At 61.7% G+C, this 23380-nt stretch carries 19 protein-coding genes; 5 read left to right on the top strand and 14 right to left on the bottom strand.

Annotated features, from left to right (window positions below; all coding sequences use genetic code 11):
* Positions 1–9: 9 nt before the first annotated feature.
* On the bottom strand, positions 10–2655 hold the full coding sequence (locus CDA63_RS12245; protein WP_088464746.1) for a DUF5686 and carboxypeptidase regulatory-like domain-containing protein: 2646 nt from the start codon (positions 2653–2655) through the stop codon (positions 10–12).
* A gap of 200 nt (positions 2656–2855) precedes the next feature.
* Here CDA63_RS12245 and CDA63_RS12240 point away from each other — a divergent pair, with 200 nt between their 5' ends.
* Positions 2856–3362 (top strand): regulatory protein RecX, encoded by a 507-nt coding sequence (locus CDA63_RS12240; RefSeq protein ID WP_088464745.1) that lies wholly within the window; start codon positions 2856–2858, stop codon positions 3360–3362.
* A gap of 69 nt (positions 3363–3431) precedes the next feature.
* Here CDA63_RS12240 and CDA63_RS12235 read toward each other — a convergent pair whose 3' ends face one another.
* The 5 genes from CDA63_RS12235 to CDA63_RS12215 all read right to left on the bottom strand — a co-directional run bounded on the left by CDA63_RS12235 (position 3432) and on the right by CDA63_RS12215 (position 8897).
* Complete coding sequence (locus CDA63_RS12235; protein ID WP_088464744.1) at positions 3432–3959, bottom strand: DsbA family protein; 528 nt, start codon at positions 3957–3959, stop codon at positions 3432–3434.
* Positions 3960–3962: 3 nt separating this feature from the next.
* A complete protein-coding gene (locus tag CDA63_RS12230; RefSeq protein WP_088464743.1) occupies positions 3963–4430 on the bottom strand; it encodes a redoxin domain-containing protein in 468 nt (155 codons plus the stop codon).
* 183 nt (positions 4431–4613) lie between these two features.
* Positions 4614–5243, bottom strand: coding sequence for a DUF4230 domain-containing protein (locus tag CDA63_RS12225; RefSeq protein WP_088464742.1), 630 nt, complete (start codon positions 5241–5243; stop codon positions 4614–4616).
* 102 nt (positions 5244–5345) lie between these two features.
* Positions 5346–6251 (bottom strand): 1-aminocyclopropane-1-carboxylate deaminase/D-cysteine desulfhydrase, encoded by a 906-nt coding sequence (locus CDA63_RS12220; RefSeq protein ID WP_088464741.1) that lies wholly within the window; start codon positions 6249–6251, stop codon positions 5346–5348.
* Positions 6252–6290: 39 nt separating this feature from the next.
* A complete protein-coding gene (locus CDA63_RS12215) occupies positions 6291–8897 on the bottom strand; it encodes a YfhO family protein (RefSeq protein ID WP_088464740.1) in 2607 nt (868 codons plus the stop codon).
* 179 nt (positions 8898–9076) lie between these two features.
* Here CDA63_RS12215 and CDA63_RS12210 point away from each other — a divergent pair, with 179 nt between their 5' ends.
* Both CDA63_RS12210 and CDA63_RS12205 read left to right on the top strand, forming a co-directional pair.
* Complete coding sequence (locus CDA63_RS12210) at positions 9077–11581, top strand: bifunctional UDP-N-acetylmuramoyl-tripeptide:D-alanyl-D-alanine ligase/alanine racemase (protein WP_088464739.1); 2505 nt, start codon at positions 9077–9079, stop codon at positions 11579–11581.
* An 88-nt stretch (positions 11582–11669) separates the two neighbouring features.
* Positions 11670–12299, top strand: a complete 630-nt coding sequence (locus CDA63_RS12205; protein ID WP_088464738.1) for an OmpA family protein — start codon at positions 11670–11672, stop codon at positions 12297–12299.
* A 189-nt stretch (positions 12300–12488) separates the two neighbouring features.
* Here the strand turns inward: CDA63_RS12205 and CDA63_RS12200 are convergent, their stop codons facing one another.
* Complete coding sequence (locus CDA63_RS12200) at positions 12489–13388, bottom strand: carboxypeptidase-like regulatory domain-containing protein (RefSeq protein WP_088464737.1); 900 nt, start codon at positions 13386–13388, stop codon at positions 12489–12491.
* 217 nt (positions 13389–13605) lie between these two features.
* On the opposite strand from CDA63_RS12200, the gene CDA63_RS12195 reads away from it, so the two are divergent.
* A complete protein-coding gene (locus CDA63_RS12195; protein WP_088464781.1) occupies positions 13606–13872 on the top strand; it encodes a FeoA family protein in 267 nt (88 codons plus the stop codon).
* Positions 13873–13883: 11 nt separating this feature from the next.
* Positions 13884–16067, top strand: coding sequence for a ferrous iron transport protein B (gene feoB, locus CDA63_RS12190; RefSeq protein ID WP_088464736.1), 2184 nt, complete (start codon positions 13884–13886; stop codon positions 16065–16067).
* Between the two features lie 19 nt (positions 16068–16086).
* On the opposite strand, the gene CDA63_RS12185 is transcribed toward feoB, so the two are convergent.
* The 7 genes from CDA63_RS12185 to CDA63_RS12155 form a co-directional block, all read right to left on the bottom strand.
* The gene (locus CDA63_RS12185) at positions 16087–16794 is read right to left on the bottom strand and encodes an SAM-dependent methyltransferase (protein ID WP_088464735.1); all 708 of its coding nucleotides are present in this window, start codon (positions 16792–16794) and stop codon (positions 16087–16089) included.
* Between the two features lie 94 nt (positions 16795–16888).
* Positions 16889–17668 (bottom strand): alpha/beta fold hydrolase, encoded by a 780-nt coding sequence (locus CDA63_RS12180; RefSeq protein ID WP_088464734.1) that lies wholly within the window; start codon positions 17666–17668, stop codon positions 16889–16891.
* A gap of 43 nt (positions 17669–17711) precedes the next feature.
* Positions 17712–19601, bottom strand: a complete 1890-nt coding sequence (locus tag CDA63_RS12175; RefSeq protein WP_088464733.1) for a sensor histidine kinase — start codon at positions 19599–19601, stop codon at positions 17712–17714.
* Between the two features lie 191 nt (positions 19602–19792).
* Positions 19793–20386: a hypothetical protein gene (locus CDA63_RS12170; RefSeq protein WP_088464732.1), complete on the bottom strand. Its 594-nt coding sequence runs from the start codon at positions 20384–20386 to the stop codon at positions 19793–19795.
* An 8-nt stretch (positions 20387–20394) separates the two neighbouring features.
* Positions 20395–21444, bottom strand: coding sequence for a selenide, water dikinase SelD (gene selD / locus CDA63_RS12165; RefSeq protein WP_088464731.1), 1050 nt, complete (start codon positions 21442–21444; stop codon positions 20395–20397).
* Positions 21445–21517: 73 nt separating this feature from the next.
* Complete coding sequence (mnmH, locus tag CDA63_RS12160) at positions 21518–22555, bottom strand: tRNA 2-selenouridine(34) synthase MnmH (RefSeq protein ID WP_088464730.1); 1038 nt, start codon at positions 22553–22555, stop codon at positions 21518–21520.
* Positions 22556–22641: 86 nt separating this feature from the next.
* Positions 22642–23367, bottom strand: coding sequence for a pyridoxine 5'-phosphate synthase (locus tag CDA63_RS12155; protein ID WP_088464729.1), 726 nt, complete (start codon positions 23365–23367; stop codon positions 22642–22644).
* Positions 23368–23380: the final 13 nt, after the last annotated feature.

Genomic DNA, 23380 nt, shown 5'->3' with positions numbered 1-23380 from the left:
GTGCTTAGCCTAGAACCCAATGCCCACGCGCACCCCGGTGCCGGCGCGGGTGCCCGACTGCAGGCTGGTGTAGAAATCTACGCGCATCACTTTGAAGATGTGCTCGATGCCCGCGCCCAGCTCCAGGTAGTGGCCGGCGGCGGGGGTGGTGAGGTAGTTGAGCGAAGCCACTTCCTGCCACTTCAGGCGGCGCAGCAGCGGGATTTTATTCAGCAGAAACCCGTTGAAATGGTGGTTGTAGTGCGCCTCCACGAACTGGTCGGCGGTGCTGAAGCGGTAGTAGTCGAGCAGTTGAAACTGGTTGAAGTCGGCGGCCAAGTAGGTGCGGTTACCGCTGAAGTGGCGGAAATCCATGAACGATAATTGCGGCGAGCCGGGGAAGAAGCCGGCCGCCACCCGGTAGCTGCTCGTGCCGAATAGACCCAGGCTCACGGAGTGGCGCACCCCGGCTTCGAGCAGCGTGTAGCGCACATCGGAGCCCAGTACGCCGCTCAAGCCCTGTCGCCAGGCCAATGAGAAAGTCGGGTATTTAGAGCCCATGTTGAACTTGCCGTCGGGCCGGGTAATGTAGCGCTGGCCGGGCCGAAACGAGGCGGAGAGCGAAGTGGTCAGGGCCTCACTGCGGCCGATACCGGTGCCCCCGGGTAGCTCGGCCACCACCGGGGCATTGGGCGTAAAAGTGCGGCCAGCGAAGTCGTTGAGGAGCTTGCCGGTGGTATTGAACAGCTGGTGGCGCACATCGTAGCTGGCCCGGGCTTCTACTGTGAGGCCGTTGAGCGGCTCCCACTGGTAGCCCAGCGCTGCCCCGTCGCGGCGGTAGAGCTTGGCGTAGTTACGGTTTTCGAGCAGGGTATAGTAAGTGTTGATGAAGGGCGTGAGCTGACTGTTAGGGTCGAAATTCTCGATGGTGCGGCCCACGCGGGCGCTCAGCCGGGCCAGCTTCACGGGGTGGATTTGCCAGCTGGCCGCCACGCTCGGGCTCAGCAGCTCGTTGCTGAAGCCGTAGCGTAGGCTTGGCGTGACGGACCAGGTACGACGGTCGTCGGTGCGCTGGGTGAAGGTGACCTCGGGGTTGAGCACCACGCCTTCCACGGTGTTGTAGTTGAGGATGTTGAAGACCGGGGCCACGTACCACTGCCGCTTCGCAAACGTATTGTTATAGGTGTAGCCCGTTAGCAGCAGCTTGCCCGCCCCAAACTCGTTGCGCTTACGGTCCAGCGAATCCTGGTAGGGCTGCGACTTGCGTAGCACCTCGGTGCTGTCCTTAACGTGGTAGTCCAGCTGCTCCTCGTCGGTGAGGGGCATGGGACGGATGGTGGCCCAGTAAGTCGTATCGCGCTCATTGGCATCCTTTTCCACCAGCATCACCTCGCCCTTGCGGAGCTTACCCACGCCGCTGGTGTCGCGGGCGGCGGCTTTTTCGGCCTGCTTCACCTGGCGGCGCACGGCTTGGGTCAGGCCGCTTAGGTCGGGCTTCTGCTTCCGGATGTCGGCCGCCGTTTCGCGGGTAACCGGCGCATCGGCGGGGCCGGTGGCGGGCGGCGCTACGGTGGGGGCGGGCCGGTTGGGGTAGGTGGGCGTAACGCGGTAGTTGGAGAGCACAACCGTGGTGTAGCCGCTGCCCTTGAAGCCGAAGGCCGTGAAGTTGACCGTGATTTTCTGCGACTGCATCACCCACACATCCGACGGCCCCGGGGCAGGGGCGAACAGCTGCTCGATGTGCAGGTTGTCGACGTAGTCAATCTGGGCGTCCTTGGTGAGGTCGAGCGACACCGAATGCAGCCGCCAGGTACCGTCCACGACGTAGATATAGCCCCTGAAAACCGGGTCGGAGGCGCGGCGGGGCGTCACCTTAATCTTATGAATGAGCAGCCCGCCCTGCTGGCTGCTGCCGGCCAACTCGTAGCGGTAGAACAGGAAAGCATTGGAGGCAATCGGCGAGACGAAGCCGCGCTCCGAAAAGCCGCTTTTTAGTAAGTTCTGGTAGAAGTTGAGCCCCCGGCCGGCGCTGGCCCGATTGAAGCTCAAACCCTTGGCGTCGCCGCTCACCCGCGAGGAAATCATGCGCTCCTGCACCACGTTGGGCTGGCGGAAGCTCATCTCCGATACCGATTCGGAGAGGTAAAAGATGCCTGGCTTGAAGTCGGGGCCCACTTTCACAAGGCCCAGAAGCTTGCCCGGCACGTCGGAAAAACGAGCCAGCACTTTCACGTAGGTGCGGGCCTTGAAGGCGGCCACCTCGCGCTCGTGGTAGCGCCGCCACTGCATGGCCTGCTGCACAATGGCGTAGGCGGGGTCCTTGTCGGTGCCGCGGACTACCACTTCGCGTAGCTGGTAGTTCTCGGCCGTGAGCGTCACGTTGAGTACCGTGGCCGTGTCGCCGCCGGCCACGCGCACGGTCTGCGGGCTGGGCTTGAAGCCCACATACTGAAATACGAGCTCGTAGGTGCCCGCCGCCAGCCGTAGCTGGTAGTCGCCCTGCTCGTTGGAGGCCGTGCTGGTGGTGGTGCCGCGTACGGCCACGTTGGCAAAGGCCAGGGCCTCGCCCTTGGGGTCGCTGATGCGGCCCCGCACCACGCCCGCCCAAACCGGACTAATGCCACCCGCTAATAGCAGGAAAAAGAGAACTCCGGAGCGCAGGAATGGCAACAGCATACACGATAATCGATAAGGATGTGAAAGTAAGAGGAAATCCGACGGCTTTGCGTTGCCTGAGCGGCGGTAGGGGGGAAGCTTATTTTTCTAGCCTGCCTGGCCGCCGGGGAGTTATTACGATTGCGGCGCTGTTACTGACCAGGAAAACGGCCCTCAGGCTGGTTTCCGCTTATCTTGCCTCACCACTTTGTGTTCTGCCCATGTTCAAGCCCGCCGCCCCCAAGTTCTACACGCCCACCGAAGCACTGCGCAAAATTGCCGAGTTCTGCGCCTACCAGGAGCGCAACCAAAAAGAGGTGGAAGCCAAGCTGCGCAGCTACGGCCTGAACGAGGACGAGGCGGGCGAAATCATCATTCGCCTGAGCCGCGAAAAGCTGCTGGACGAGGAGCGCTTCGCGCAGGCCTACGTGCGGGGCCACTACAACCAGAAAAAGTGGGGCCGCCGCCGCATTATGCAGGAACTCAAGCAAAAGGGTATTTCCGACTACTGCATTAAGTCGGGGATGAAGGAAATCGACGGCGACCAGTATTACCAGAACCTGGTAGATTTACTCGAGAAGAAAGACCGCCAGGAAAAGGAGCGCCACCCCGGCAAGCGCCGCCAGAAAATCCAGGTCTTCCTCATGGCCAAAGGCTACGAGCAAGACCTGATTAAAATGGCCATGGACGACCTAGGCAAGGAGCCAGTTGATGATGCTGACGAATAAAAGCCGTGTTCCCGGGGCGGAAACACGGCTTTTAGCAGTTGGCCAGAGGTAGTCAGCAGGTTGAGTTACTTATTGTAGCTGGCTTTGCAGGAAGCTCAGCAACTCACCATCCTGCCAGTTACCGTTATATAGCTGCCCGTTCACAAAGAAGGCGGGCGTACCGTTTACGCCGCTCCGCACCCCACTTTCAAAGTCGGCTTCCACCTTGTCGGCCCCGGCTTTGGCCTGCAGGTCGCTTTTGAATTGGTCGACATCGAGGCCCACCTGCTGGGCGTGTTGCGCCAATTGCGCGGAATCGAGCTGATTTTGGTGCTCGTAGAGGGCATCGTGCATTTCCCAGAACTTGCCTTGCTGGGCCGCTGCCTCGGCAGCCAGGGCGGCTTGTTGGGCGTTAGGGTGCGCCTCGGCCAGCGGAAAATTGCGGAACACGAACTGCAGTTTATCGCCTAACTCCTGCTGGGCCGCCTTTATGGCTGGGTAGGCCTCGCCGCAGTAGCTGCACTGGTAGTCGCCGTATTCTACTAACACAAGCGGGGCACCCTGTGCGCCCTGAGAGTGGTCCTGGCCATCGACGGCCGGTTTCAGTTGGTTGCTCATGGCTCAGGAATTTGATTTATCGAGTTCTTCGAGCGCTTCCAGGATGCCGTCGGCTCCGGGGTTGATGCCGGCGGGCGACAGGTAGCTCCACTGGATAACGCCTTTTTCATCAAGTACAAACAAAGCCCGTTTGGCTTCGCCGGTTTTCTCGTCGTACACCCCGTATTGCTGGGCTACGGCCCCCTTCGGCTCGAAATCGGCCAGCAGCGGAAAATGCAGGTTACGGTCCTTGCTGAACGCCAGATGGCTCCACTTGCTGTCTACCGAAATGCCGATTACTTGGGCGTTGTGCTTGGAAAATAGCTTATTGGTTTCGTTGTAAAGCGACATCTGATCGCCGCATACCGGGCTCCAGTCGGCAGGGTAAAAGGCCAGAATTACCCGTTTGCCCTGCAAATCGTGCAAGGCCAGCGTTTGGTCGGGGGTTGAGTTAAGTTCGAAATCGGGGGCGGGCGTATTGGCTTCCAGCATGGTATAGAAGGTGCGTAAGTGATACGGATAGTGACCAAGCAGACCAGAGCGATTAGTCGGTCTGGGCGCGGGGTATTTTCTTACGACGCGCTTTACCCAGCGGTTGTCCGGGGGGCTTGCGGCCTGCCGATGATATTGACTTTCGCCAACTGTTTCCGTTGTGCCAGCGCGGCCGGCTGGCGGCTACTGGCGGGCCGGCCGGGTTGGGTTCTGCAGCTGCCGGCTCAGAATGACGCGGCGGCCGGTCATGGTTTCGAGCATGGGCCGCAAAATTTTCTGGGCGTTCTGGTCGGTTTGGGCCAGGATACCGGAGTTGAGGGCGGCGCGGCGCACGTTTTGTTCGGCGTACTTATAGCCGGCGTCGACCAGTTCGGCATCCTGAAAAAAGCCGTTCTCGATGCTGTACACCTTGCTCTTGCTGTGGTCGATCTGCCAAACGCAGAGCTCGGGGGCCGGCAGGGCCACGCGCACAACGGAGTCGCCTTCGAGCACCACATCCTGGGGACGCAGCTTGCGCAGGTCGAGGCAGCCAATGGCGTTGCCCGCCACGATGAGGGCTACTTTGGCGTCGGGCAGGAAGCGGTAGGTACTCTTTTTATATTCCACTACGTCGCGGAATTCATAGCGCACCAGCTCCATGCGGCCCAGGGCCTCCACCTTTTGCAATACCGTATTGTGGGTGACCGTGACGCGCGGTGCGAGGTTAAGCGGGTTTTCGAAGTCGGCCAGCGCGGGGCGCACTTTGGTCCAGAGAAACCACCCGAGGCCCACCAGAAACAGCAGGGGCAGCAGGCGGCGGAGCAGGTAGGGCATGGGGAAGGGGAAAGCGGAACGGTAGCTACGCCATTGGATACGGGAAAACCAGCTTTTTCGATGAGCCGGCCTGAAGGGCCTGCGGAGCCCCCACCGGGTAGTTCAAACTGGTTCGCCGCCAAACCCACCCCAAGCCTGAAGGCCGCCGGTGTGCACGGCTACCACCGTAGTGCCCCGGGTGAAATGCCCTTTTTCCACCAGATCAAACAGCCCGGCCAGCATCTTGCCGGTGTAAATCGGGTCGAGTAAGATGCTATGGCGGTGGCGGAACTCGCCAATGAACTGGCGTAACTGGGGGGGCAGGCGGGCGTAGCCGCCAGCGGCGTAGTCGGTGCGCAACTCCCAGTTGGCATAGGTGCGACCGGTGGCCTGTTGGGTGAGCTGGTCGATATCGGCCCGCAGAAAATCGGCGCTTTGGAGGGCGGCAAAGCCCAGGGCCTGCTGCTGGCCAGCCAGGCCAGTGAGCAGGCCCGCCAACGTGCCGCCGGTACCGCAGGACACGGCCAGCACGTCGAAATCGGTGAGAGCCCGCACTTCGGCTACCAGTTCGGCGCAGCCGGGCAGGGCCAGGGCGTTTGAGCCGCCCTCGGGCAGCACATAGGCCGGGCCGGTTTCGCGCACTAGGTCGGCCAGCACCTCGGGCTCGTGCTGGCGGCGGTAGGTGGCGCGGTCAATGAAACGCAGCTCCATGCCGTCGGCGCGGGCGCGGGCCAGGGTGGGGTTGAGAGGGCGGTGGGCCAACTCCTCACCCCGCACCACGCCCACCGTGCGGCAGCCGGTCAGGCGGCCCACCGCCGCCACGGCCGCCAAGTGATTCGAGTAAGCTCCGCCGAACGTAAGCAGCGTGTTGTGGCCCAGGCGGTCGGCTTCGCGCAGATTGTACTTGAGCTTGCGCCACTTGTTGCCCGGCAACTCGGGGTGGGTCAGCTCGTCGCGGGCCAGCAGCACCCGCACACCCCGCCGCTCTTCGAGCGGGGAAATAGCGAGTTGGTGGGTTGGTGAGTTCATGCGCTGCCGGACATGCCGCTATGCTGATAGCATCCTACCTCAGGCCAGCAGCGTGTCGGAAACGGTGTGGGGCGTGGGGCGGTGCTGGAAGGCGTAGTAGAGCGCGGCCAGCATGGCGATGATCAGCAGCACCGACGCCACCAGCGACACCGTGTTGCCCAGCGCGTACTGGGTCGGCTCGAATTTGAACTCGATGGTGTGCGTGCCCCGGGGTACCGGCAGAGCGCGCAGCACGTAATCGGCCCGCAAATGCGCCACCGGCTTGCCATCAAGGTAGGCCTGCCAGCCGTCGGCGTAGTAGATTTCCGAGAACACGACCAGCCCGTCCTGCACGGCGGTGGTACGGTAGGTAAGGGCGTTGGGCGAGTACTTGGTTAGGGCAATAGTAGAGCCCTCGGCGGCGTACTCAGTTTTGAGGCCCGGAAACTTCGAGACATCCACGACGGCCGTGGTACCGGGGTCGAGCGTGCCCAAAGCCTGGATTTCCTGGTCGGGGTTCTGCACGGGCTGCACATTGCTCACGTACCAGGCGTTGCCCAGGGCTCCGGGGTTGCGGATGGCTTGGGCGGGCTGCTTCTCGGCGGGCGGCGTGATGAGGTAGCGGGTATTAAGCATGTTGAGCACCGGGGCCGCATCGGGCCGGTTCTCGGAGTAGATGCGTTGGAGCTGGGGCGAAATCTGCCGCTCAATCAAATCCTGGTAGCGGCGCAGCTTGGCCCCGTGGTAGCCCCCGATGCTCTTGTGGTAGTAGGAGGTCTGGGCGTCGTTGAACGGGTTGGCCATATTCAGCACCCGGTAGCTCAGGTCCTTGTCCTGCAGAATCTGCTGGTCGGCAGGGGAGGGCACGAACTGTTCGGCCACAGTTTCGCGCTGGAAGTTGCCATCATTGAGGTAGCGCTTATCCACGCCCCACAAATCCACGAGCGTAAGCAGGCCCACCAAGGCGGCGGACATGGCTACCGAGAGCTTGCGTTGCAAGAAAAACCACAGCACTCCGGCCGCCAGGGCCACGAACAGCAACGACCGGAACACGTCGGAGCGGAGCAAAGAAGCCCGGTCGGCCCGAATGGCGTCGAGCGGGAAGCCGCTCTGCTGGAGCTGGGCATCGACGGGCGAGGCGAAATCGGCCACCAATCCCGCCAGGAACGCCAGCGCACACAGACCGGCCGTAATGACCAGCGCCCGCAACACGTGCTTTTTCAGGTAGGCGGTATCCGCATCGTCGGTGGGGCGGCCGGCCAGGGCGGCCAGGCTGGGGTGGGTGCTGACGGCGGCCGGGGCGGTAAAGCCGGGCCGGCCCCGTAGTACCCGAGCCAGGGCCAGCACGGCCAGCACCGGCATGGCCAGCTGGGCAATTACCAGGGCCATGCTCACTGCCCGAAACTTGTTGTAGCCCGGGAAGTAATCGAATACCAAGTAGTTAAACGTTTCGAGATTCTTGCCCCAGGCCAGCACAATGGAGAGCAAAGTACCCGTCAGCAGCCAGATGCGGGTACGGCGGTCGGCCACCAGCAAACCCAGCACAAACAGGAAAAACACCACCGCGCCCACGTACACCGGCCCGCTCGTGATGGGTTGGTCGCCCCAGTAGGTGGGCATCTGGGCCAGGTAGTCGGTGAGTTGAGCGGGCGGCACGCCGGCGGCGGTCAGGGCCTTGGCGGTTTCCGAGTTGTCGCTCAGCTTCATCTGCGAAGCGCCCCCGTAGAAGTTGGGAATAAGCAGCGTGGCCGTTTCGCCGATGCCGTAGCTGTAGCTGAAGGCGTACTCGCGGTTGAGGCCCGAGCCGCTTTCCACCGGGTCCTGGCTCTGGCCGGGGGCGGCGGGCGGCGCCGTTTTCAGCTCCGACTTTCCCCGGATGCTGTACTTGCTGTACTCCAGCGTCGTGTAGAGGCGGCCGAAGCTCACACCGGCCGCTAGCAGCGCGGCCACGCCCAGCAGGGCCGTGCGGGCGAAAAAATCGGGCAGCCGCTTTTCGCGGAATGCAAAAAACAGCTCTACCACCCCAAATACGAGCACCAACAGCAGCAGGTAGTAAGTTATCTGGAGGTGGTTGGAACGGATGTTCATGGTCAGGCCCAGGGCAAACAGCGCCGTGCCCAGCCACTTATTGCGCCGGAAGGCTACCAGCAAACCCGCCAGCACCAGCGGGGCGTAGGCCAGGGCCAGGCTCTTGGTGTTGTGGCCGGCAGCCAGAATAATAAGGTTATAGCTCGTGAAACCCAGCGCCACGGCCCCCACCACGCTTACCACCGGCGAAAGGCCCAACGCCAGCCCCAGCACGTAGCCACAGACCAGGGCCAGAAACAGGTTGGCCACCACGGCCGGCAGGTCCAGCGTGAAAACTTTGTGCAGGTATTGGCTCAAGTCGCCCGGAAAGCGGGTGCTAATGAGGTAGGTGGGCATGCCCGAGAACATGGAGTTGGTCCAGAGCGCCTCCTCGCCGGTGGCCTCGCGGAACTGGGCCGCCTCGTGGGAGCCTCCGTTGAACTGCACGATGTCGTGCTGGGCCAGGGTTTTGTCGTCGAACAGGATGGGGGCGAAGTACACGCTGGCCAAAACCAGGAAAAACAGTACGGCCAGCAGGTGCGGCAGCATCCGGCGCCACAGCGGCGCCTCGGCCTGGCGGGGAGAAGTAGGAGTAGTCATTCGGCTTGAAAGGAAGTCGGATTCGAAGGCCGAAGGTAACAGAATGTCGGCCGAAGCGCCGCTTCGGCCCCAGCCGCCGGCGGAAGCATGAAAGACCGATTCTCACGCCAAGCCGGCAACCAGCCGGCCGGCCGGCTGGTTTAGCGCGAGCGAAGCGCCGCTTCGCCCTACTTTTGTCTATGCTCCAGTTCTCCGACCTGCCCGCCCTCATCGGTGGTATTTCGCCGCAGCAACCCGCCGTGGCCGTGGCCATTGAGCGGTTGCTGCTCGATAGCCGCCGCGTCGAAACGCCCGCCGCCAGCCTGTTTTTCGCCTTGCGCGGCCCTCAGCACGACGGCCACCGTTACCTGCCCGAGCTGTACAGGGCCGGGGTGCGGCAGTTTGTGGTGGAAGCCGGCGCGGCGCCGCCCGGCGGGCTGGCCGCTTACCCGGAAGCCGGTTTTCTGGTTGTTGACGACGTGCTGGCGACCCTGCAAACCCTGGCTGCCCACCACCGCCGGCAGTTCAGGCTGCCCGTATTCGGCATTACGGGCTCGAATGGCAAAACCATTGTCAAGGAGTGGCTGGCCCAGCTGCTGAGCCCCGACGAGCTGGTGTGCAAGAGTCCGCGCTCCTACAACTCGCAGGTGGGCGTACCATTAAGCGTGTGGGAGCTGAGCGGGCGGCACACGCTGGGCATCTTCGAGGCCGGTATCTCGGAGCCCGGCGAAATGGTGCGGCTGGCCGAGGTCATCCAGCCCACGCTGGGCATCTTCACCAACCTGGGCACCGCCCACGACGCCGGCTTTGCCTCTTCCGAAGAGAAGGTAGCCGAGAAGATGCGCCTGTTCGAGCACGTCGATACGGTCTTCTACTGCGCCGACCACCCGCTGGTGCACGCGGCAGCCGCCCAGCAGCTGCCGCCCGCCGCCCGCGCCGCCTGGACCCGCCACCGAGCTACTTACGCGGCCGGCGAGGCCCGGTGGCTGGTTTCGATTGAAGAAAGCTCCGCCGACCGCACCGTGCTGCGGATGGAGGAAGCGGCGGCCCCGCCCCACACCTTCACGCTGCCCTTCGCCGATGCGCCCTCCGTAGAAAACGCCCTGCACTGCCTGGCCGTGCTGCTGAGCTGGCCGGCCCTGGAGCCGGCCGAAATTCAGCGCCGGCTGGCGCGGCTGCAGCCCGTGGCCATGCGCCTGGAAATGAAGCAGGCCCTCAACGAGTGTTACGTACTCGACGACACCTACAACAACGATCTGGCCGGCCTGCGCCTGGCCCTCGACGCGCTGGCCCGCCAGCCCCGTCGCCTGCCGCGCACGCTCATCCTCTCCGACGTGCTCGAATCGGGCCTGCCCGAGGCCGACCTCTACGCCCGGGTGGCCGCGCTGCTGCCTGCTTCCGGAGTGGCGCGCCTCATCGGTATTGGTCCCGGCATCAGTGCCCACCACCAAGCATTCGCGGGCCTTCAAACGCAGTTTTACCCCGATACGCCCGCCTTTCTGGCTGCTTTCCGGCCCGACGATTTCCGGCGCGAGCTGCTGCTGGTGAAGGGCGCCCGCCGCTACGGCTTCGAGCGCATTGTGGCCGCACTCCAGCAGAAAATCCACGGCACGGTGCTCGAAGTGAACCTGGATGCGCTGGTGCACAACCTCAACTTCTACCGCCGCCGCCTGCAACCCGGCGTGAAGCTGATGGTGATGGTGAAGGCCTTCGCCTACGGCAGCTCCTCGATGGAAGTGGCCAACCTGCTCCAGTTTCACCGCGTCGATTACCTGGCCGTGGCCTACGCCGACGAGGGCGTGGATCTGCGCCGCCAGGGCATCAGCCTGCCTATTATGGTGATGAACCCAGCTCCCGACTCGTTCGACACCCTGCGCCAGTATCACTTAGAGCCCGAAATTTACTCCTTCGAGCTGCTGCACGCCTGCCTGGCCGCCGCCCGCCAGGCCCCGCTGCCGCCCGTTCACCTCAAGCTCGATACCGGCATGCGCCGTTTAGGTTTCGGTGAAGAAGATGTGCCCGAGCTCGGGGCGTTGCTGCACGCCAACGCCGCCCTGCTGCCCGTCGCCAGCGCCCTCACCCACCTGGCCAGCGCCGACGAGCCCGGCCACGATGCCTTCTCGCGGGGGCAGCTGGCTGCCTTCGCCCGCATGGTGCCCCGGCTGGAATACGCGCTGGGCTACCCGATTTTGCGCCACGCGCTCAATTCGGCCGGCATCGTGCGCTTCCCCGAGGCCCAGCCCGATATGGTGCGCCTGGGCATCGGCCTGTATGGCGTGGAAGCCAGCGGCCAGGAGCCCGACGCGTTGCGGCCCGTCAGCACGTTGCGCACCACCATCTCGCAGGTGAAAACCCTGCCCGCCGGCCACACCGTGGGCTACGGCCGCCGCGGCGAGGCTACCGCCCACGACCGCCGCATCGCCACGCTGGCCATCGGTTACGCCGATGGCTACGACCGGCGCTTCGGTAACGGGGTAGGGGAGGTACTCGTCCGGGGGCAGCGCGCGCCGTTGGTGGGCAACGTGTGCATGGATATGTGCATGGTGGACGTAACGAATATCGCCGCTGCCCGGGCCGGCGATGAAGTCGTGCTGTTCGGCGAAGGGCTACCGCTTATTGAGTTGGCCACCCGCATTGGCACCATCGCCTACGAGTTGCTGACCAATGTAAGCGAGCGGGTAAAACGCATTTTCGTGGCGGAATAGTAGCCCGTTTAGCTGGCCCAATATAACCTCCGAAGAATATAGCCGTAAGCGGACTGTACTGATTTTCTACCCCTACACCTCCCTTTCCATGAAAAAGATATTCCTTCCCGCTCTTGCTGCCATTGCCCTGCTGGCTTCCTGCTCCGATCTTAAGAACCCGTCGGAGGTAAACGAAGCTTCCGAAGCTACTGCCGACACGGCGGTGGTATTCGATAACGGCCGGACGGCCGAGGGGATGGCCAATTCGGCTGCCAATGCCACCGAAAACGCTGTCGAAGATGTTTTCACGGTGAACGACGCCGATATGCGCGACGCCCAACTAGACGAAATCGACCTGCCCGAAATTAAGGTGCGCGAAAACGACCGCCTCAACCTGTACGGTATGGATGAGGAAGTCCTCTTCGAAACCGACAAAGCGGTCATTAAGCCTTCGGCTACGCGGGCCCTCTCCGAAATTAGCGCCTCTATCAACCGTCGCTATCCTGCTAAGCAGGTACGCGTACTGGGCTTTGCCGACTCGCGGGGCACCAAAGACTACAACATGGAACTGGCCCGGGAGCGGGCAATGGCTGTGCAGAACTGGCTCGTAAGCAAAGGCATGATGAAGGCGGATATGGTAAGTATCGAGTCGATGGGTGAGAAAAACCCCGTAGCCACCAACGCCACCGCCGCCGGCCGCCAGCAAAACCGCCGCGTCGAAATCGCCGTGCTCAAATAGAATCACAGATGGTGCAGATGATTGGATATCACTGATGCAGGCGTCAGCTTGTACCCATCATCAACCAAACTTTGTTGGATACAAAAAAGAAGAGCCCGGCTGATTAGCCGGGCTCTTCTTTTTTGCTGGGGTTGCTTCGTTGATGACGCCTGCATCAGTGGCATCTAATCATCTGCACCATCTGTGATTCTATTTGATCTGGTCGACTTCGGCGCGGATCATGGCGTTGTAGCGCTTGCCGTCGTTAGCCAGCGTGATGAGGCTCCAGCCGCGGCCCATGGTGTAGTTCCAGGTCAGGGCCTCTTTGTACTCGAAGGTGGGCTTCAGAATCTGGCCGTAGGGCGTGTAGTTGTCCATGAAATTGACCGAGTAGAAGTTGTCGCCACTCACAATCCACTCCATGGCCACGAAGAACCCTTCTTTAGGGGCTTCAATGTTGTATTCGGTCAGGTCGATGGTGTACCACTCGCCGCCTTTCGGAGCCGATACCACGATGTTTTCGGTTAGTAGGTCAGTGTTGGGCGAGTTGTAGTTGCCATCGGCCTTGTAGAGGCGTACCCGAAACGGCTCGCGGGGAAATCCGTTTTCGCCAATATAGAACGATACGGTTCGCACGTTACCGAGCGTTTTGGCCTTCTCGTTCTTTACGAAGAAGGCATACTGGCTGCCGGGCATGCCCTGAATCATGCCCTCGCCGGGCGTGCTAGAGCGCGAACCCAGGTCGAGGTTCTTGATTTTGGCGCTGCTGGTTACCTGCACGTTTTTCAGTTCGACGGCCAGTTTGGTTACCTCCACAATCATGTCCTGCACCTTGATGCCGGGCTTGACGAGCACTGATTTGCGCTTGTAACCCAGCGCCACTACCATCAAGGAGTCTTGCGGATTCTTTTGGGGCATGGCCATCTGAAAAAAGCCGTACTCGTTGGTGAGGGCGCCGGTCTGCTCTTCTTTCAGGCCAATAGAGGCGAAGGGAATGGGCTCTTTCGTCTTTTCATCGACGATGCGGCCGGTGATTTTAGCGTCCTGGGCAACGCTCAGCAGCGGGAGTGCGAGCAGCAGACAAAGGAGAGTAAGTAAACGTTGGAACATGAGCAGTCGGACTAGGTTATATGCCAAAACTACAATGAAAATAGGCACTTACGGTATTACTTCAAAGAATATTTATATTAGTGCAATTTCACTTGGGAATAATTATAGGGCCGGTATTTATCTGGTTGTCACCATGGCCAAGGAGAAGCCGCAATTTTGGCCGAAACATAAAAGGGTGGTACCTTTGTTTGTAGTGAATCTAAATAGCCCCCTGCCCGTGTCCAATCGTCCCTCTCCTGCCGCTTCGCCGGCCGCCCGCCGCAGCGTCAAAGACCTTCAGTTGGGCGAGGCGGGCACGATCTGCTGCCTTGAGGACCCTGAAATGGCCCTCAAGCTGTTGGAAATGGGTTGCATTCCGGGGGTGCAGGTCCGGCTCAATAGCCGCGCGCCGCTGGGCTGCCCCATTACGCTGGTGGTGGGCGACATGGCCGACTATACCTTATCGCTGCGGGTGAGCGAGGCAGCCACCATTCTTCTGAAGTAATTTCCGGGTTGATGAGGGGTGAGCCAGCAGTAATGGGCCGGGCCGGAGCGCCCGAATCGGCGAGTCGGCTGGAAGCGGCCGCAGTACGCCACCCCGGCCCGCTCACGCGCATTGCGCTGGTGGGCAACCCCAACTCGGGCAAGTCGTCGCTGTTCAATCAGCTCACTGGCCTAAACCAAAAGGTGGGCAACTTTCCGGGCGTAACGGTCGACCGCAAAAGCGGCATCAGTCAGCTCACGCCCCAAATGCGGGCCGAAATCATCGACCTGCCGGGCACCTATTCGCTCTACCCCAAGAGCCTCGATGAGAAGGTCATCACCGACCTGTTCTACGACCGCACCAGTTCCCAGTACCCCGATTTCGTGGTCGTGACGGTGGACGCCAGCAACCTGCGCCGCAACCTGCTGCTGTTCACCCAGCTGGCCGACATGGGTCTGCCCACTATTCTGGCCCTCAATATGATGGACACGGCCGACCAGCACGGCGTGCACATCGATGTGGCAGCATTGCAGCAGGAGTTGGGCGTGCCGGTGGTGCCCATGAATGCCCGCAAAGGCGTGGGCATCGCAGCCCTCAAAATCCTGATGGCCCAGATGCTCGGGGCGCCCACAGTGGGTTTCTATGAGCCCGAAGAGGAACTGCTGCCCATGATCCGGCAGATCCGCTACTACTTCAACCTGCACAACGACTACCTGGCGCTGCACTACGCCCACCAGTACCGCCACATCAGCTTCCTGACGCCCGATGACCGGGCTTACGTGCAGGAACTGACCGAGCAGTACGATTTCCGGCCCACCGCCCGCCAAGCCCAGGAAACCATTGCCCGCTACGGCCGCATCAACGAGATTCTGCTGAATTGCGTGACGGTAACGCGCACCGAGAAAAACGAGCCCTATAGCAACCGCCTCGACAAGGTGCTGACCCACAAAATATGGGGTTATGCTATTTTCTTCGGGGTGCTATTTATGATGTTCCAGGCCGTGTTTGCCTGGGCCAGCTACCCCATGGAGCTCATCGACCAAGGCGTGGCCTGGATCAATAGTCTTATCCAGACCAACTTCGATGGCCCACTCATCAGCCTGCTCACCGAGGGCGTGCTGGCGGGCCTGGGCGGGGTGCTGATTTTCATTCCCCAGATTGCGCTGCTCTTCGCCTTCATCGCGGTGCTGGAGGAAACCGGCTACATGGCCCGCGTCACGTTCATGATGGACCGCATCATGCGGCGCTTCGGGCTGAATGGCAAGAGCATTGTGCCCTTGATTTCGGGCGTGGCATGCGCCGTGCCAGCCATTATGAGCGCCCGCACCATCGAAAACCGCAAAGACCGGCTTATCACCATCTTCGTGACCCCGCTCATGTCATGCTCGGCCCGGATTCCGGTGTATACCGTGCTTATCGGGTTGGTAGTGCCCGACGAGCCGGTGCTGGGCGTCTTCAACCTGCGCGGCTTTGCGCTGATGGGGCTGTATTTGCTGGGTTTTTTCGCGGCTATCTTCTCGGCCTGGGCCATGAAACTGCTGCTCAAAACCCGGGAGCGGAGCTACTTCATCATGGAGTTTCCGGTGTACCGCTGGCCGCGCTGGAAAAATGTGGGCCTGACTATTCTGGAGAAAGTGAAGGCCTTCGTGTTTCAGGCCGGTAAGGTTATCCTGGCCATTTCCATCATTCTGTGGGTACTGGCCACTTACGGCCCGCCCGGCCGCCTGGAGCGCGTCGAAGCCCAGGCCCGCACCACGGCCGCCGCCCAAAATCTGGGCCCCGAGCAAACCGATGCTCGCGTAGCCTCCGAGCGGCTCGAAAACTCCTACGCCGGCATGTTCGGCCACGTGCTGGAGCCGGCCATTCGCCCGTTGGGCTTCGACTGGAAAATCGGCATTTCGCTTATTACCTCCTTCGCCGCTCGTGAGGTATTCGTGGGCACAATGAGCACGATTTACAGCGTGGGCCAGGGCGCCGACGAGCTGACGGTGCAGCAGAAACTGGCCGCCGAGAAGGACATTTATGGCCAGCCCTTCTTCACCCCGGCGCGGGCCTTTTCGTTGCTTGTATTCTACGTATTCGCCATGCAGTGCATGAGCACGCTGGCTGCCACTTACCGCGAAACCAAGGGCTGGAAGTGGCCCATCCTGCAACTGGTATACATGACCGGCCTGGCCTATTTCGCCTCGCTGGCCGTGTACCAGTTGATGAAGTAAGCGCGCGGGCAACGCCCTCTTACTGCCCGATTAGGAAAACGGCGGGCTGCTTGTGGATGTCGGGGCGGGGGCGCTTTTTCCAGCCGGCTACGGTATCGGTGATAATGAACTCGTTGGGAGCCGTGAGGCTGGCCGCCACGCACAGGCGGGTGCCGGGGTGCAGGCCGGCGAGCAAATCTTCCAGTAAAGGCAGGTTGCGGTAGGGTGTTTCGATGAACAGCTGAGTCTGGTGCAGCTGTAACGCTTGCAACTCCAGCTTCTTGATGGCTGCTAGCCTAGGGCCGCGCTCAATGGGCAAATAGCCGTGAAACGCGAAGCTCTGCCCGTTCATGCCTGAAGCCATCAGGGCCAGTAGCAACGACGACGGCCCTACCAGTGGCACCACCCGAATGCCCAACTGGTGGGCCCGGCGGGCCAGTTCGGCCCCCGGGTCGGCAATGCCGGGGCAGCCAGCTTCCGAAATCACGCCCGCATCCTGGCCACTCAGCACCGGTTGCAGCGCGGCCTGCACCTGGGCCTCGGTGCTGTCCTTGTCAATTACGCTGATTTTTAGTTGCTCGATGACGTGCTCCGGGGCCACCCGCTTAATAAAGCGCCGGGCCGTACGGGCATTTTCGACCAGAAAACACGACAGCGCCGCCACCCGCGCCGCCACCTGCGGCGGCAACACCTGCGCCTCCGTATCGTCGGCCAGAATAGTCGGAATCAGGTAAAGTGTGCCGAGCATGAGGCAGATGAGTTATTGAGTGGGTGGGTGAATGAGTGAGTGAACGATAGAAATAGGAGAGTCATGCTGAGCATGACTCTCCTGAATTCCCCACTCACTGCCCAACGAATGCCTGCACCAGCCCGAATACCTCATCGGGTTTTTCGGAATGCACCCAGTGGCCGGCGTCGAGTATGGTGGCTACCTGCGAGTTCGGAAACAGGGCCGGGATACCGTGGAGCTTGTCGGTAGCATCGATGTAATCGGACATGCCGCCGTTGATGAACAGGGCGGGCTTGAGGAAGGGCTGGGCACCCGTTATCTCGGTTCCAATGGCCGCCATTTCGGCCGTGAGCACCGGCAGGTTGATGCGCCAGGCAAACGAGTTATCGTCTTGGCGATACAGGTTTTTGAGCAGGAACTGCCGCACCCCGAAGCTGGAAATGTGGCGGGCCAGGGCATCGTCGGCGGCCTGGCGGCCATCGCACTGCGTGAAATCCACGGCGTTGAGGCCGTCCAGAATCTCATCCTGGTGGCGCATATCCGAGGCGCGGGGCGCAATATCAACCACAATGAGCTTGCCCAGGCGGTCGGGGTAGTCGAGGGCGAAGCGCATGGCCACTTTGCCACCCATGCTATGGCCAAGCAGTGTGGTGTCGGGGCCCAGACCAAGCTGGTCGAAGAGGCCCAGTACGTCTTCTGCCATAGCCGTATAAGTGTGCTCGGGCGAGTGGGGCGAACGGCCGTGGTTGCGTAAATCGGCCGAAATAACGCGGTAGCCGGCCTCCGCCCAGCGGCGGGCCAGCGTCTGCCAGTTATCGAGGGTTCCGAACAGCCCGTGCAGGACAACCAACGGAGCGCCTTGCCCTACTTCGCGGTAATGGAGTTGCAGCATAGTAAGGCAAAAGTAACGAAACGAGCAACGGGGAACAGGTTTGCTAAGCAGCCGGCAGCGTAACGGACACCGTGGTGCCTTGCCCAGGCGTGCTATCGATGCGCAGAATGCCCGACTGCCGGGCCGTAAAAGCCCGGCATAGCAGCAGGCCCAGGCCGGTGCCCGAACGGGGGCCGTGCAAGGGCGGGGCCAGCGCGGCCGAAGAAAGCAAAGCAGCTATTTGCCCAGGTTCGATGCCCGGGCCCGTATCCTGCACGCGCAACGTGATGTGGTGGTCAGGTTCGGGAACGGCCCCGAGCACAATGCAGCCCCCGGCGGGCGTAAACTTGAGCGCGTTGCCCATTAAGTTACGCAGCACTGTCTGGCTCATGTGCGCGTCGGCCCATACCGTTAGCCCGGCCGGAGAGTCGAATTTCAGTGTGATTTGCTTGGCCTCCAAGGCATTGGCGTAGAGGTGGTGCGCGCCTTCCAGCAATTCATCAACGGCCAAAACCTGGGGCCGGAAAGCCAGCTCACCAGTCTGGCTCACAGCCCAGTTGAGCAGATTGTCGAGCAAATGGTTGAGCTGCTGGGCCGACTGACGCACGAGCTCGGGCAACCGGCGCAGTCCGGCCTCGTCGCCCTGCTTGAGGTAGAAATCGATTAGCTCGGTGACGCTGGCAAACGAGGTAACCGGCCCGCGTAAATCGTGGGCGACGATGGCATACAGGCGGTCTTTGGACGCAGCGAGCTGGCGCAATTCCTGAGTTGCCTCGCTTAAAGCCTGATTATTGGTCGCCAGGGCCGCCCGGCTGCGCCGCAGCTGCACATAGAGCAGGCCCACGCCACCCAACCCGAGCAGCAGGGCTACCGTAGCACCCCCCAATGCCTGGCTGCGCTGCTGCATGGTGCCCTCGCGGTCAATAAGTTGCTGAATCTGTTGCTCCTTGTCGGCCGTCTCATAGCGGGTTTGCAAGGCCAGCAGCGTTTGTTGGCGCGAGCGGCTGTTGATGCTGTCGTTTAGAACCCGAAAACGGTTCTGCCAGTCAAATGCCTGCTCGTAATCGTTGCGGCGGGCACTGATGGCGGCCAGCAGGTTGTAAGCATCGAGCACCCGCTCCTGGTAGCCAAGGCGGCGGGCCTGCTGCAAGGCCTGGCGGGTAAGGTTATCGGCCTCATCGATTTCGTTACGCAGCAGCAGGATGTTGGCCAGTAGCTCCAAGTGCCCAGACTGGAAACGCTGGTTACCAAGCGGTTCGAGCAGGCTCACTGCTTTGCGCAGTAGCCCCTCGGCCGTGCTCAGCTGGTTCATCTGCAGGTAGTATGACCCCAAGTTGGCCAAGTACAGCGACTCGCCAACCTGGTCGCCGCTACGGCGGGCCAGTTGCAGGGCCCGGCGCGTAAACACTAGGCCCTGCGGCCGGTTGCCGGTCGTGAAATATAGGTTGCCCAAATTGCCAAACAGCAATACCTGGGTGCCAATGCTCACGCCGGGCCGATAGGCAAATTCGAGCGCCCGGAGGTAGTTGCGCAGGGCCGCCGCGGTATCGTTGCGCTCGTGGTACACACTGCCCATGCCCACGTAGCTGCGCACCTGCCCCTCAACGGAGCGCAGCTGCCGGGCCAGTAGCAGCGCTTCCTGCTGCAACTGCAGGGCATGGGGGTCGTCGGACAGATTGGCGTAGCAACTGGCCAGCGCGAGCAGGCCGTCCATAAGCCCGGATTGGTCGGGTAACTGGCGGGCTAGGGCAACGCTTTGCTCGCCATAAAGCAGCCCGCGGGTGGGCTCATCGTCGTGCAGCAGGTACGTGAGCTGGTTGAGGCGCCGTACGCGGCCCGTATCGGGGGGCTGGGTGCGTAATTGAGCCAGCAGCGCGTCTACCGTATCCGCATAACCGGCCCGGCCGCCCAAGAGGCTGCCCAGTAGTACCGCGAATAGCAGGATACGCCGCATTAGATAGGAGCAGGGTACTCGTAAGTTGAACGCGAGAATAATGGGATGTTAATTAAGTGTTATTTTTTTCATTGCCATCAGCAACAAACAAATATAGGCGCCTGCCACTATGAACCACCTGGCAAATCAGTCGATTGATCGGGTGAAATCTGTTGTTGGGCGCACACTGCTGAGCTTATCGCTTCTATATATTACGTCCAGCATATTCCAACCTTGCGGTACTCAAGCGGGGTATTGCGCAGGAATTCTGTCACCGGATCGAGGTCGGTGAGCAGAGCGGTAAGCGTAACGGCCTGGCCGTTGCGCAGGTGCAGCCGCAGGTAGTTATAAGGGCTCCAGAACAGGCGCTTCGAGCGACAGGTTACGCGCTCGACCCGCAGTAAGTCGCGCTTGTCAAATGGTACCCTGATTTCGCCTTCGTATACTTCCAGCACATTTTGCTTCGGCTCGAAAACGAGGGTTGTATTAAGATTGACGACGGAATAACGCAGGTGTAGCAGCAAAGCGGGTCCCGAAAAGCCTAGCACCACGGCCGCCAGTAGCACCAGCAGCACGAGCTCGTGCGAAGCCAGCGTATCGGCATAAAAAAACGCCCCCAGAAACGGCAGCCCCACCCCCAGGCACAGCAGCGGCCAGAACAGCAGGCGCAGCTGCCGCCCGAAGCCAAGCCGGTACACGGTGCTACGGCGGCTGAACAGCCCCGTAAGCAGCCGCAACGCGAGCACCACTACGGCCACCAGCGCCGCCGCCTCCAGCAGCGGCCGCAGCAAGGAAACTAGTTTCATGCGGCCGGCTAACGCACCAGAATCCAGGGTTCATCGGCTTGGTGCTCGCGCAGCGTACCGAAAGGCTCCAGGGCAAGTCCGTGCTGCTCGAACACGGCCCGCACAGCGTCGCGGCCGGCTGGATCTACGCACACGAGCAGGCCGCCCGAAGTCTGGGGGTCGCAGAGCCAGGCGCGCTGTTCGTCGGTTACGTCGCCCACTTTATGGCCGTACGAATCCCAGTTGCGCACCGTGCCGCCCGGAATGGAATTTTGGGCGTAGTACGCGGCGGCCTCTGGCATCAGGGGTACCTTGCTGAACTCGATTTCGGCAGTGAGGCCGCTACCCTCGCACACTTCCGAGAGGTGACCAAGTAGGCCGAAACCCGTTATGTCGGTCATGGCGCGCACGGCTTCGAGTGGGCCTAGCTCAGCCCCAATTTTGTTGAGGCGCATCATGCTCTGGGGAGCCAACTGTTCGTCCTCGGGCCGCAGAATGCCTTTTTTCTGGGCCGTCGTCAGCATGCCCACGCCCAGGGGCTTGGTCAGGTACAGCTCGCAGCCGGCAGTGGCGGTGTCGTTCTGCTTGAGGTTCTTGATATCGAGCAAACCCGTTACGGCCAACCCGAAAATGGGCTCTGGCGAATCGATGCTATGGCCCCCGGCCAGCGGAATGCCCGCCTCGGCGCAGATGCTACGGCTGCCCTCAATCACGCGGCGGGCCACCTCGGGCGACAGTTTATCGATGGGCCAGCCCAGCACGGCAATGGCCATTACCGGCCGGCCGCCCATGGCGTACACGTCGGAAATGGCGTTGGCCGAGGCAATGCGCCCGAAATCGTAGGCATCATCGACGATGGGCATGAAGAAGTCGGTGGTACTGATGATGGCCTGCCCGCCGCCGATGTCGTACACGGCCGCGTCGTCGCGGGAGGCGTTGCCTACTAGCAACTTGTCGTGTGCGGGCTGGGGCAGGCTGGTGTGCAGAATCTGGTCGAGCACCTTAGGTGCGATTTTGCAGCCGCAGCCTGCGCCGTGACTGTATTGGGTAAGGCGGATCTGGTCGGTATTTTCAGTCATGGTTTTCTATTCTGATTGGGTTCCCGCAGAGGAGCGCGGAGAGATGTGCAAAGGTTAAAAACAGGCCTTGCTGTTATCCTATAGAAACCTTGGCGGGAAATGCTTTGTGCGCCGCCCGCAGCACCAGGTCGGCATTAACGGCTGGGTTGCAGGTGTCGGAAGGTACGGATACAAACGGCCGGTCTTCGAGGCCGTGGGAGTAAGTTTTGTCGTAGTAATCGAGCACGAGGCTCACCATTTTTTCCATGTCGGCGTTGCCGATGGCCGTGAGGGCCTCGGTGGTGGCCAGCCCGCCCAGGCGCTTGCGGATGCGCAGAATAGAAGCAGCCAGCGCGGCCGGATCTTCGCGGCCGTACTCATCGGCCAGCTTGCGCACCCGTACTTCGCGCGGAATTTCGAGCACCACCAGCGGAGCCGTCCGCATCTGTTCGAACAACCCGCCCGGTACCGAAATCCGCCCGATGCTCCGGCTTTCATCCTCGACCCAAGCGGGCGTTTTGGTGGGCAAAGCGGCTAGCAAAAGGGCCAGCTCGTTCTCAAATTGTTCCTGCGTAGGCTGCTCGGGCTGGCCGATGCTGCCGAAGGCCGAGCCCTTGTGGGCGGCCAGCCCTTCGAGGTCGAGCAGCGGTTGCTGATTGGCGGCCAGCGCGTGCAGCACGTCGGTTTTGCCCGAGCCGGTGAGGCCGCCCAACACCCACAACGGCCGGGGCCGGGCAAATTCGGCCAGGGCCCAGCGGCGGTAGTCCTTGTAGCCGTGGTCGAGGAGCTGCACCTCGAAGCCCGCTAATTCCAGCAGCCACTGCACCGCTCCCGAGCGCATCCCGCCCCGCCAACAATGCACCCGTACGCGTTTGTCAGGGGCCGCTTTGCGGGCGGCTTTCACCATTTTGCTCATGCGGGGCCCAAAATAATCGAGGCCCAGCAGCACGGCCTTGTCCTGGCTCTGCTGCTTGTACGTGGTGCCGATACGCGCCCGCTCCTCATCGGTAAACAAGGGGAAGCTCATGGCCCCCGGAATATGCCCCTGCGCGTATTCTACCGGTGCCCGCACATCGAGAATCGGTACGGCGGTGGGGTTTTGCAAGAAATCGGGGAGGGCGAGACGGGGCATAGGTTGACTTGGAAATCGAAGGGGAAAAGCAAGAATGACTTTTTAGCACGGCTGATTACGAGCAACAGAACGCCTGCTTTTACCTTTTAATTCTTCACTCCTGAGAGGCAGCGCCGGTACAGCTGCACGGTGTTTTCCAAGCCCAGATACAGCGCGTCGCAAACTAGGGCGTGGCCGATGCTGACTTCGGCCAGACCGGGCAGGTGCTGGTGCATATAAGCCAGGTTATCGAGGTCGAGGTCGTGGCCGGCATTCAGGCCCAGGCCCAACTGCTGGGCTACCAGGGCAGCCTCGTGGTAGGGGCGCAGGGCCGCTTCGGGGCTGGCGTGGTAGCGGCGGGCGTAGTCTTCGGTGTAGAGCTCGATGCGGTCGGTGCCGGTGGTCGCGGCGGCGTGCACCAGTTCTGCCACAGGGTCGAGGAAGATACTTACGCGGCAACCCAACGCTTTGAGCTCGGCCACGATGCCGCGCAGATAATCCTGGTGTTGCACCGTGTTCCAGCCGGCATTGGAGGTAATAGCGTCGGGCGCGTCGGGCACCAGCGTTACCTGCTCGGGCCGCACCTCGCGCACGAGGTCCAGGAAATCGGGCGTCGGGTTGCCTTCCACGTTGAGCTCGGTCGTGACCACCGCTTTGAGGTCGCGCACGTCCTGGTAACGAATGTGGCGCTCATCGGGCCGGGGGTGCACCGTGATACCCTGGGCCCCGAACCGCTCAATGTCGCGGGCAGCTTGCAGCAAATTGGGACGGTTGTGACCGCGGGCATTCCGCAGGGTGGCTATTTTATTTATGTTTACGCTAAGCTTCGTCATACCTGGGGGCGGG

Origin of the sequence: Hymenobacter amundsenii (assembly GCF_002204745.1) — a bacterium.
In the GTDB taxonomy this organism is placed as follows: domain Bacteria; phylum Bacteroidota; class Bacteroidia; order Cytophagales; family Hymenobacteraceae; genus Hymenobacter; species Hymenobacter amundsenii.
Note: the sequence above shows the minus strand (reverse complement) of the source record. Positions and strands in the feature narration are given on the sequence as shown.

Bases quoted from the DNA above. Each gene is read 5' to 3' on its own strand.
- CDA63_RS12200 (WP_088464737.1), bottom strand. From the start codon at position 13,388: ATGTTCCAACGTTTACTTACTCTCCTTTGTCTGCTGCTCGCACTCCCG.
- CDA63_RS12180 (WP_088464734.1), bottom strand. From the start codon at position 17,668: ATGCTGCAACTCCATTACCGCGAAGTAGGGCAAGGCGCTCCGTTGGTT.
- CDA63_RS12235 (WP_088464744.1), bottom strand. From the start codon at position 3,959: ATGAGCAACCAACTGAAACCGGCCGTCGATGGCCAGGACCACTCTCAG.
- selD (WP_088464731.1), bottom strand. From the start codon at position 21,444: ATGACTGAAAATACCGACCAGATCCGCCTTACCCAATACAGTCACGGC.
- CDA63_RS12240 (WP_088464745.1), top strand. From the start codon at position 2,856: ATGTTCAAGCCCGCCGCCCCCAAGTTCTACACGCCCACCGAAGCACTG.
- CDA63_RS12210 (WP_088464739.1), top strand. From the start codon at position 9,077: ATGCTCCAGTTCTCCGACCTGCCCGCCCTCATCGGTGGTATTTCGCCG.
- CDA63_RS12230 (WP_088464743.1), bottom strand. From the start codon at position 4,430: ATGCTGGAAGCCAATACGCCCGCCCCCGATTTCGAACTTAACTCAACC.
- CDA63_RS12205 (WP_088464738.1), top strand. From the start codon at position 11,670: ATGAAAAAGATATTCCTTCCCGCTCTTGCTGCCATTGCCCTGCTGGCT.
- CDA63_RS12225 (WP_088464742.1), bottom strand. From the start codon at position 5,243: ATGCCCTACCTGCTCCGCCGCCTGCTGCCCCTGCTGTTTCTGGTGGGC.
- mnmH (WP_088464730.1), bottom strand. From the start codon at position 22,555: ATGCCCCGTCTCGCCCTCCCCGATTTCTTGCAAAACCCCACCGCCGTA.
- CDA63_RS12215 (WP_088464740.1), bottom strand. From the start codon at position 8,897: ATGACTACTCCTACTTCTCCCCGCCAGGCCGAGGCGCCGCTGTGGCGC.
- CDA63_RS12155 (WP_088464729.1), bottom strand. From the start codon at position 23,367: ATGACGAAGCTTAGCGTAAACATAAATAAAATAGCCACCCTGCGGAAT.
- CDA63_RS12220 (WP_088464741.1), bottom strand. From the start codon at position 6,251: ATGAACTCACCAACCCACCAACTCGCTATTTCCCCGCTCGAAGAGCGG.
- CDA63_RS12170 (WP_088464732.1), bottom strand. From the start codon at position 20,386: ATGAAACTAGTTTCCTTGCTGCGGCCGCTGCTGGAGGCGGCGGCGCTG.
- CDA63_RS12175 (WP_088464733.1), bottom strand. From the start codon at position 19,601: ATGCGGCGTATCCTGCTATTCGCGGTACTACTGGGCAGCCTCTTGGGC.
- feoB (WP_088464736.1), top strand. From the start codon at position 13,884: ATGAGGGGTGAGCCAGCAGTAATGGGCCGGGCCGGAGCGCCCGAATCG.
- CDA63_RS12245 (WP_088464746.1), bottom strand. From the start codon at position 2,655: ATGCTGTTGCCATTCCTGCGCTCCGGAGTTCTCTTTTTCCTGCTATTA.
- CDA63_RS12185 (WP_088464735.1), bottom strand. From the start codon at position 16,794: ATGCTCGGCACACTTTACCTGATTCCGACTATTCTGGCCGACGATACG.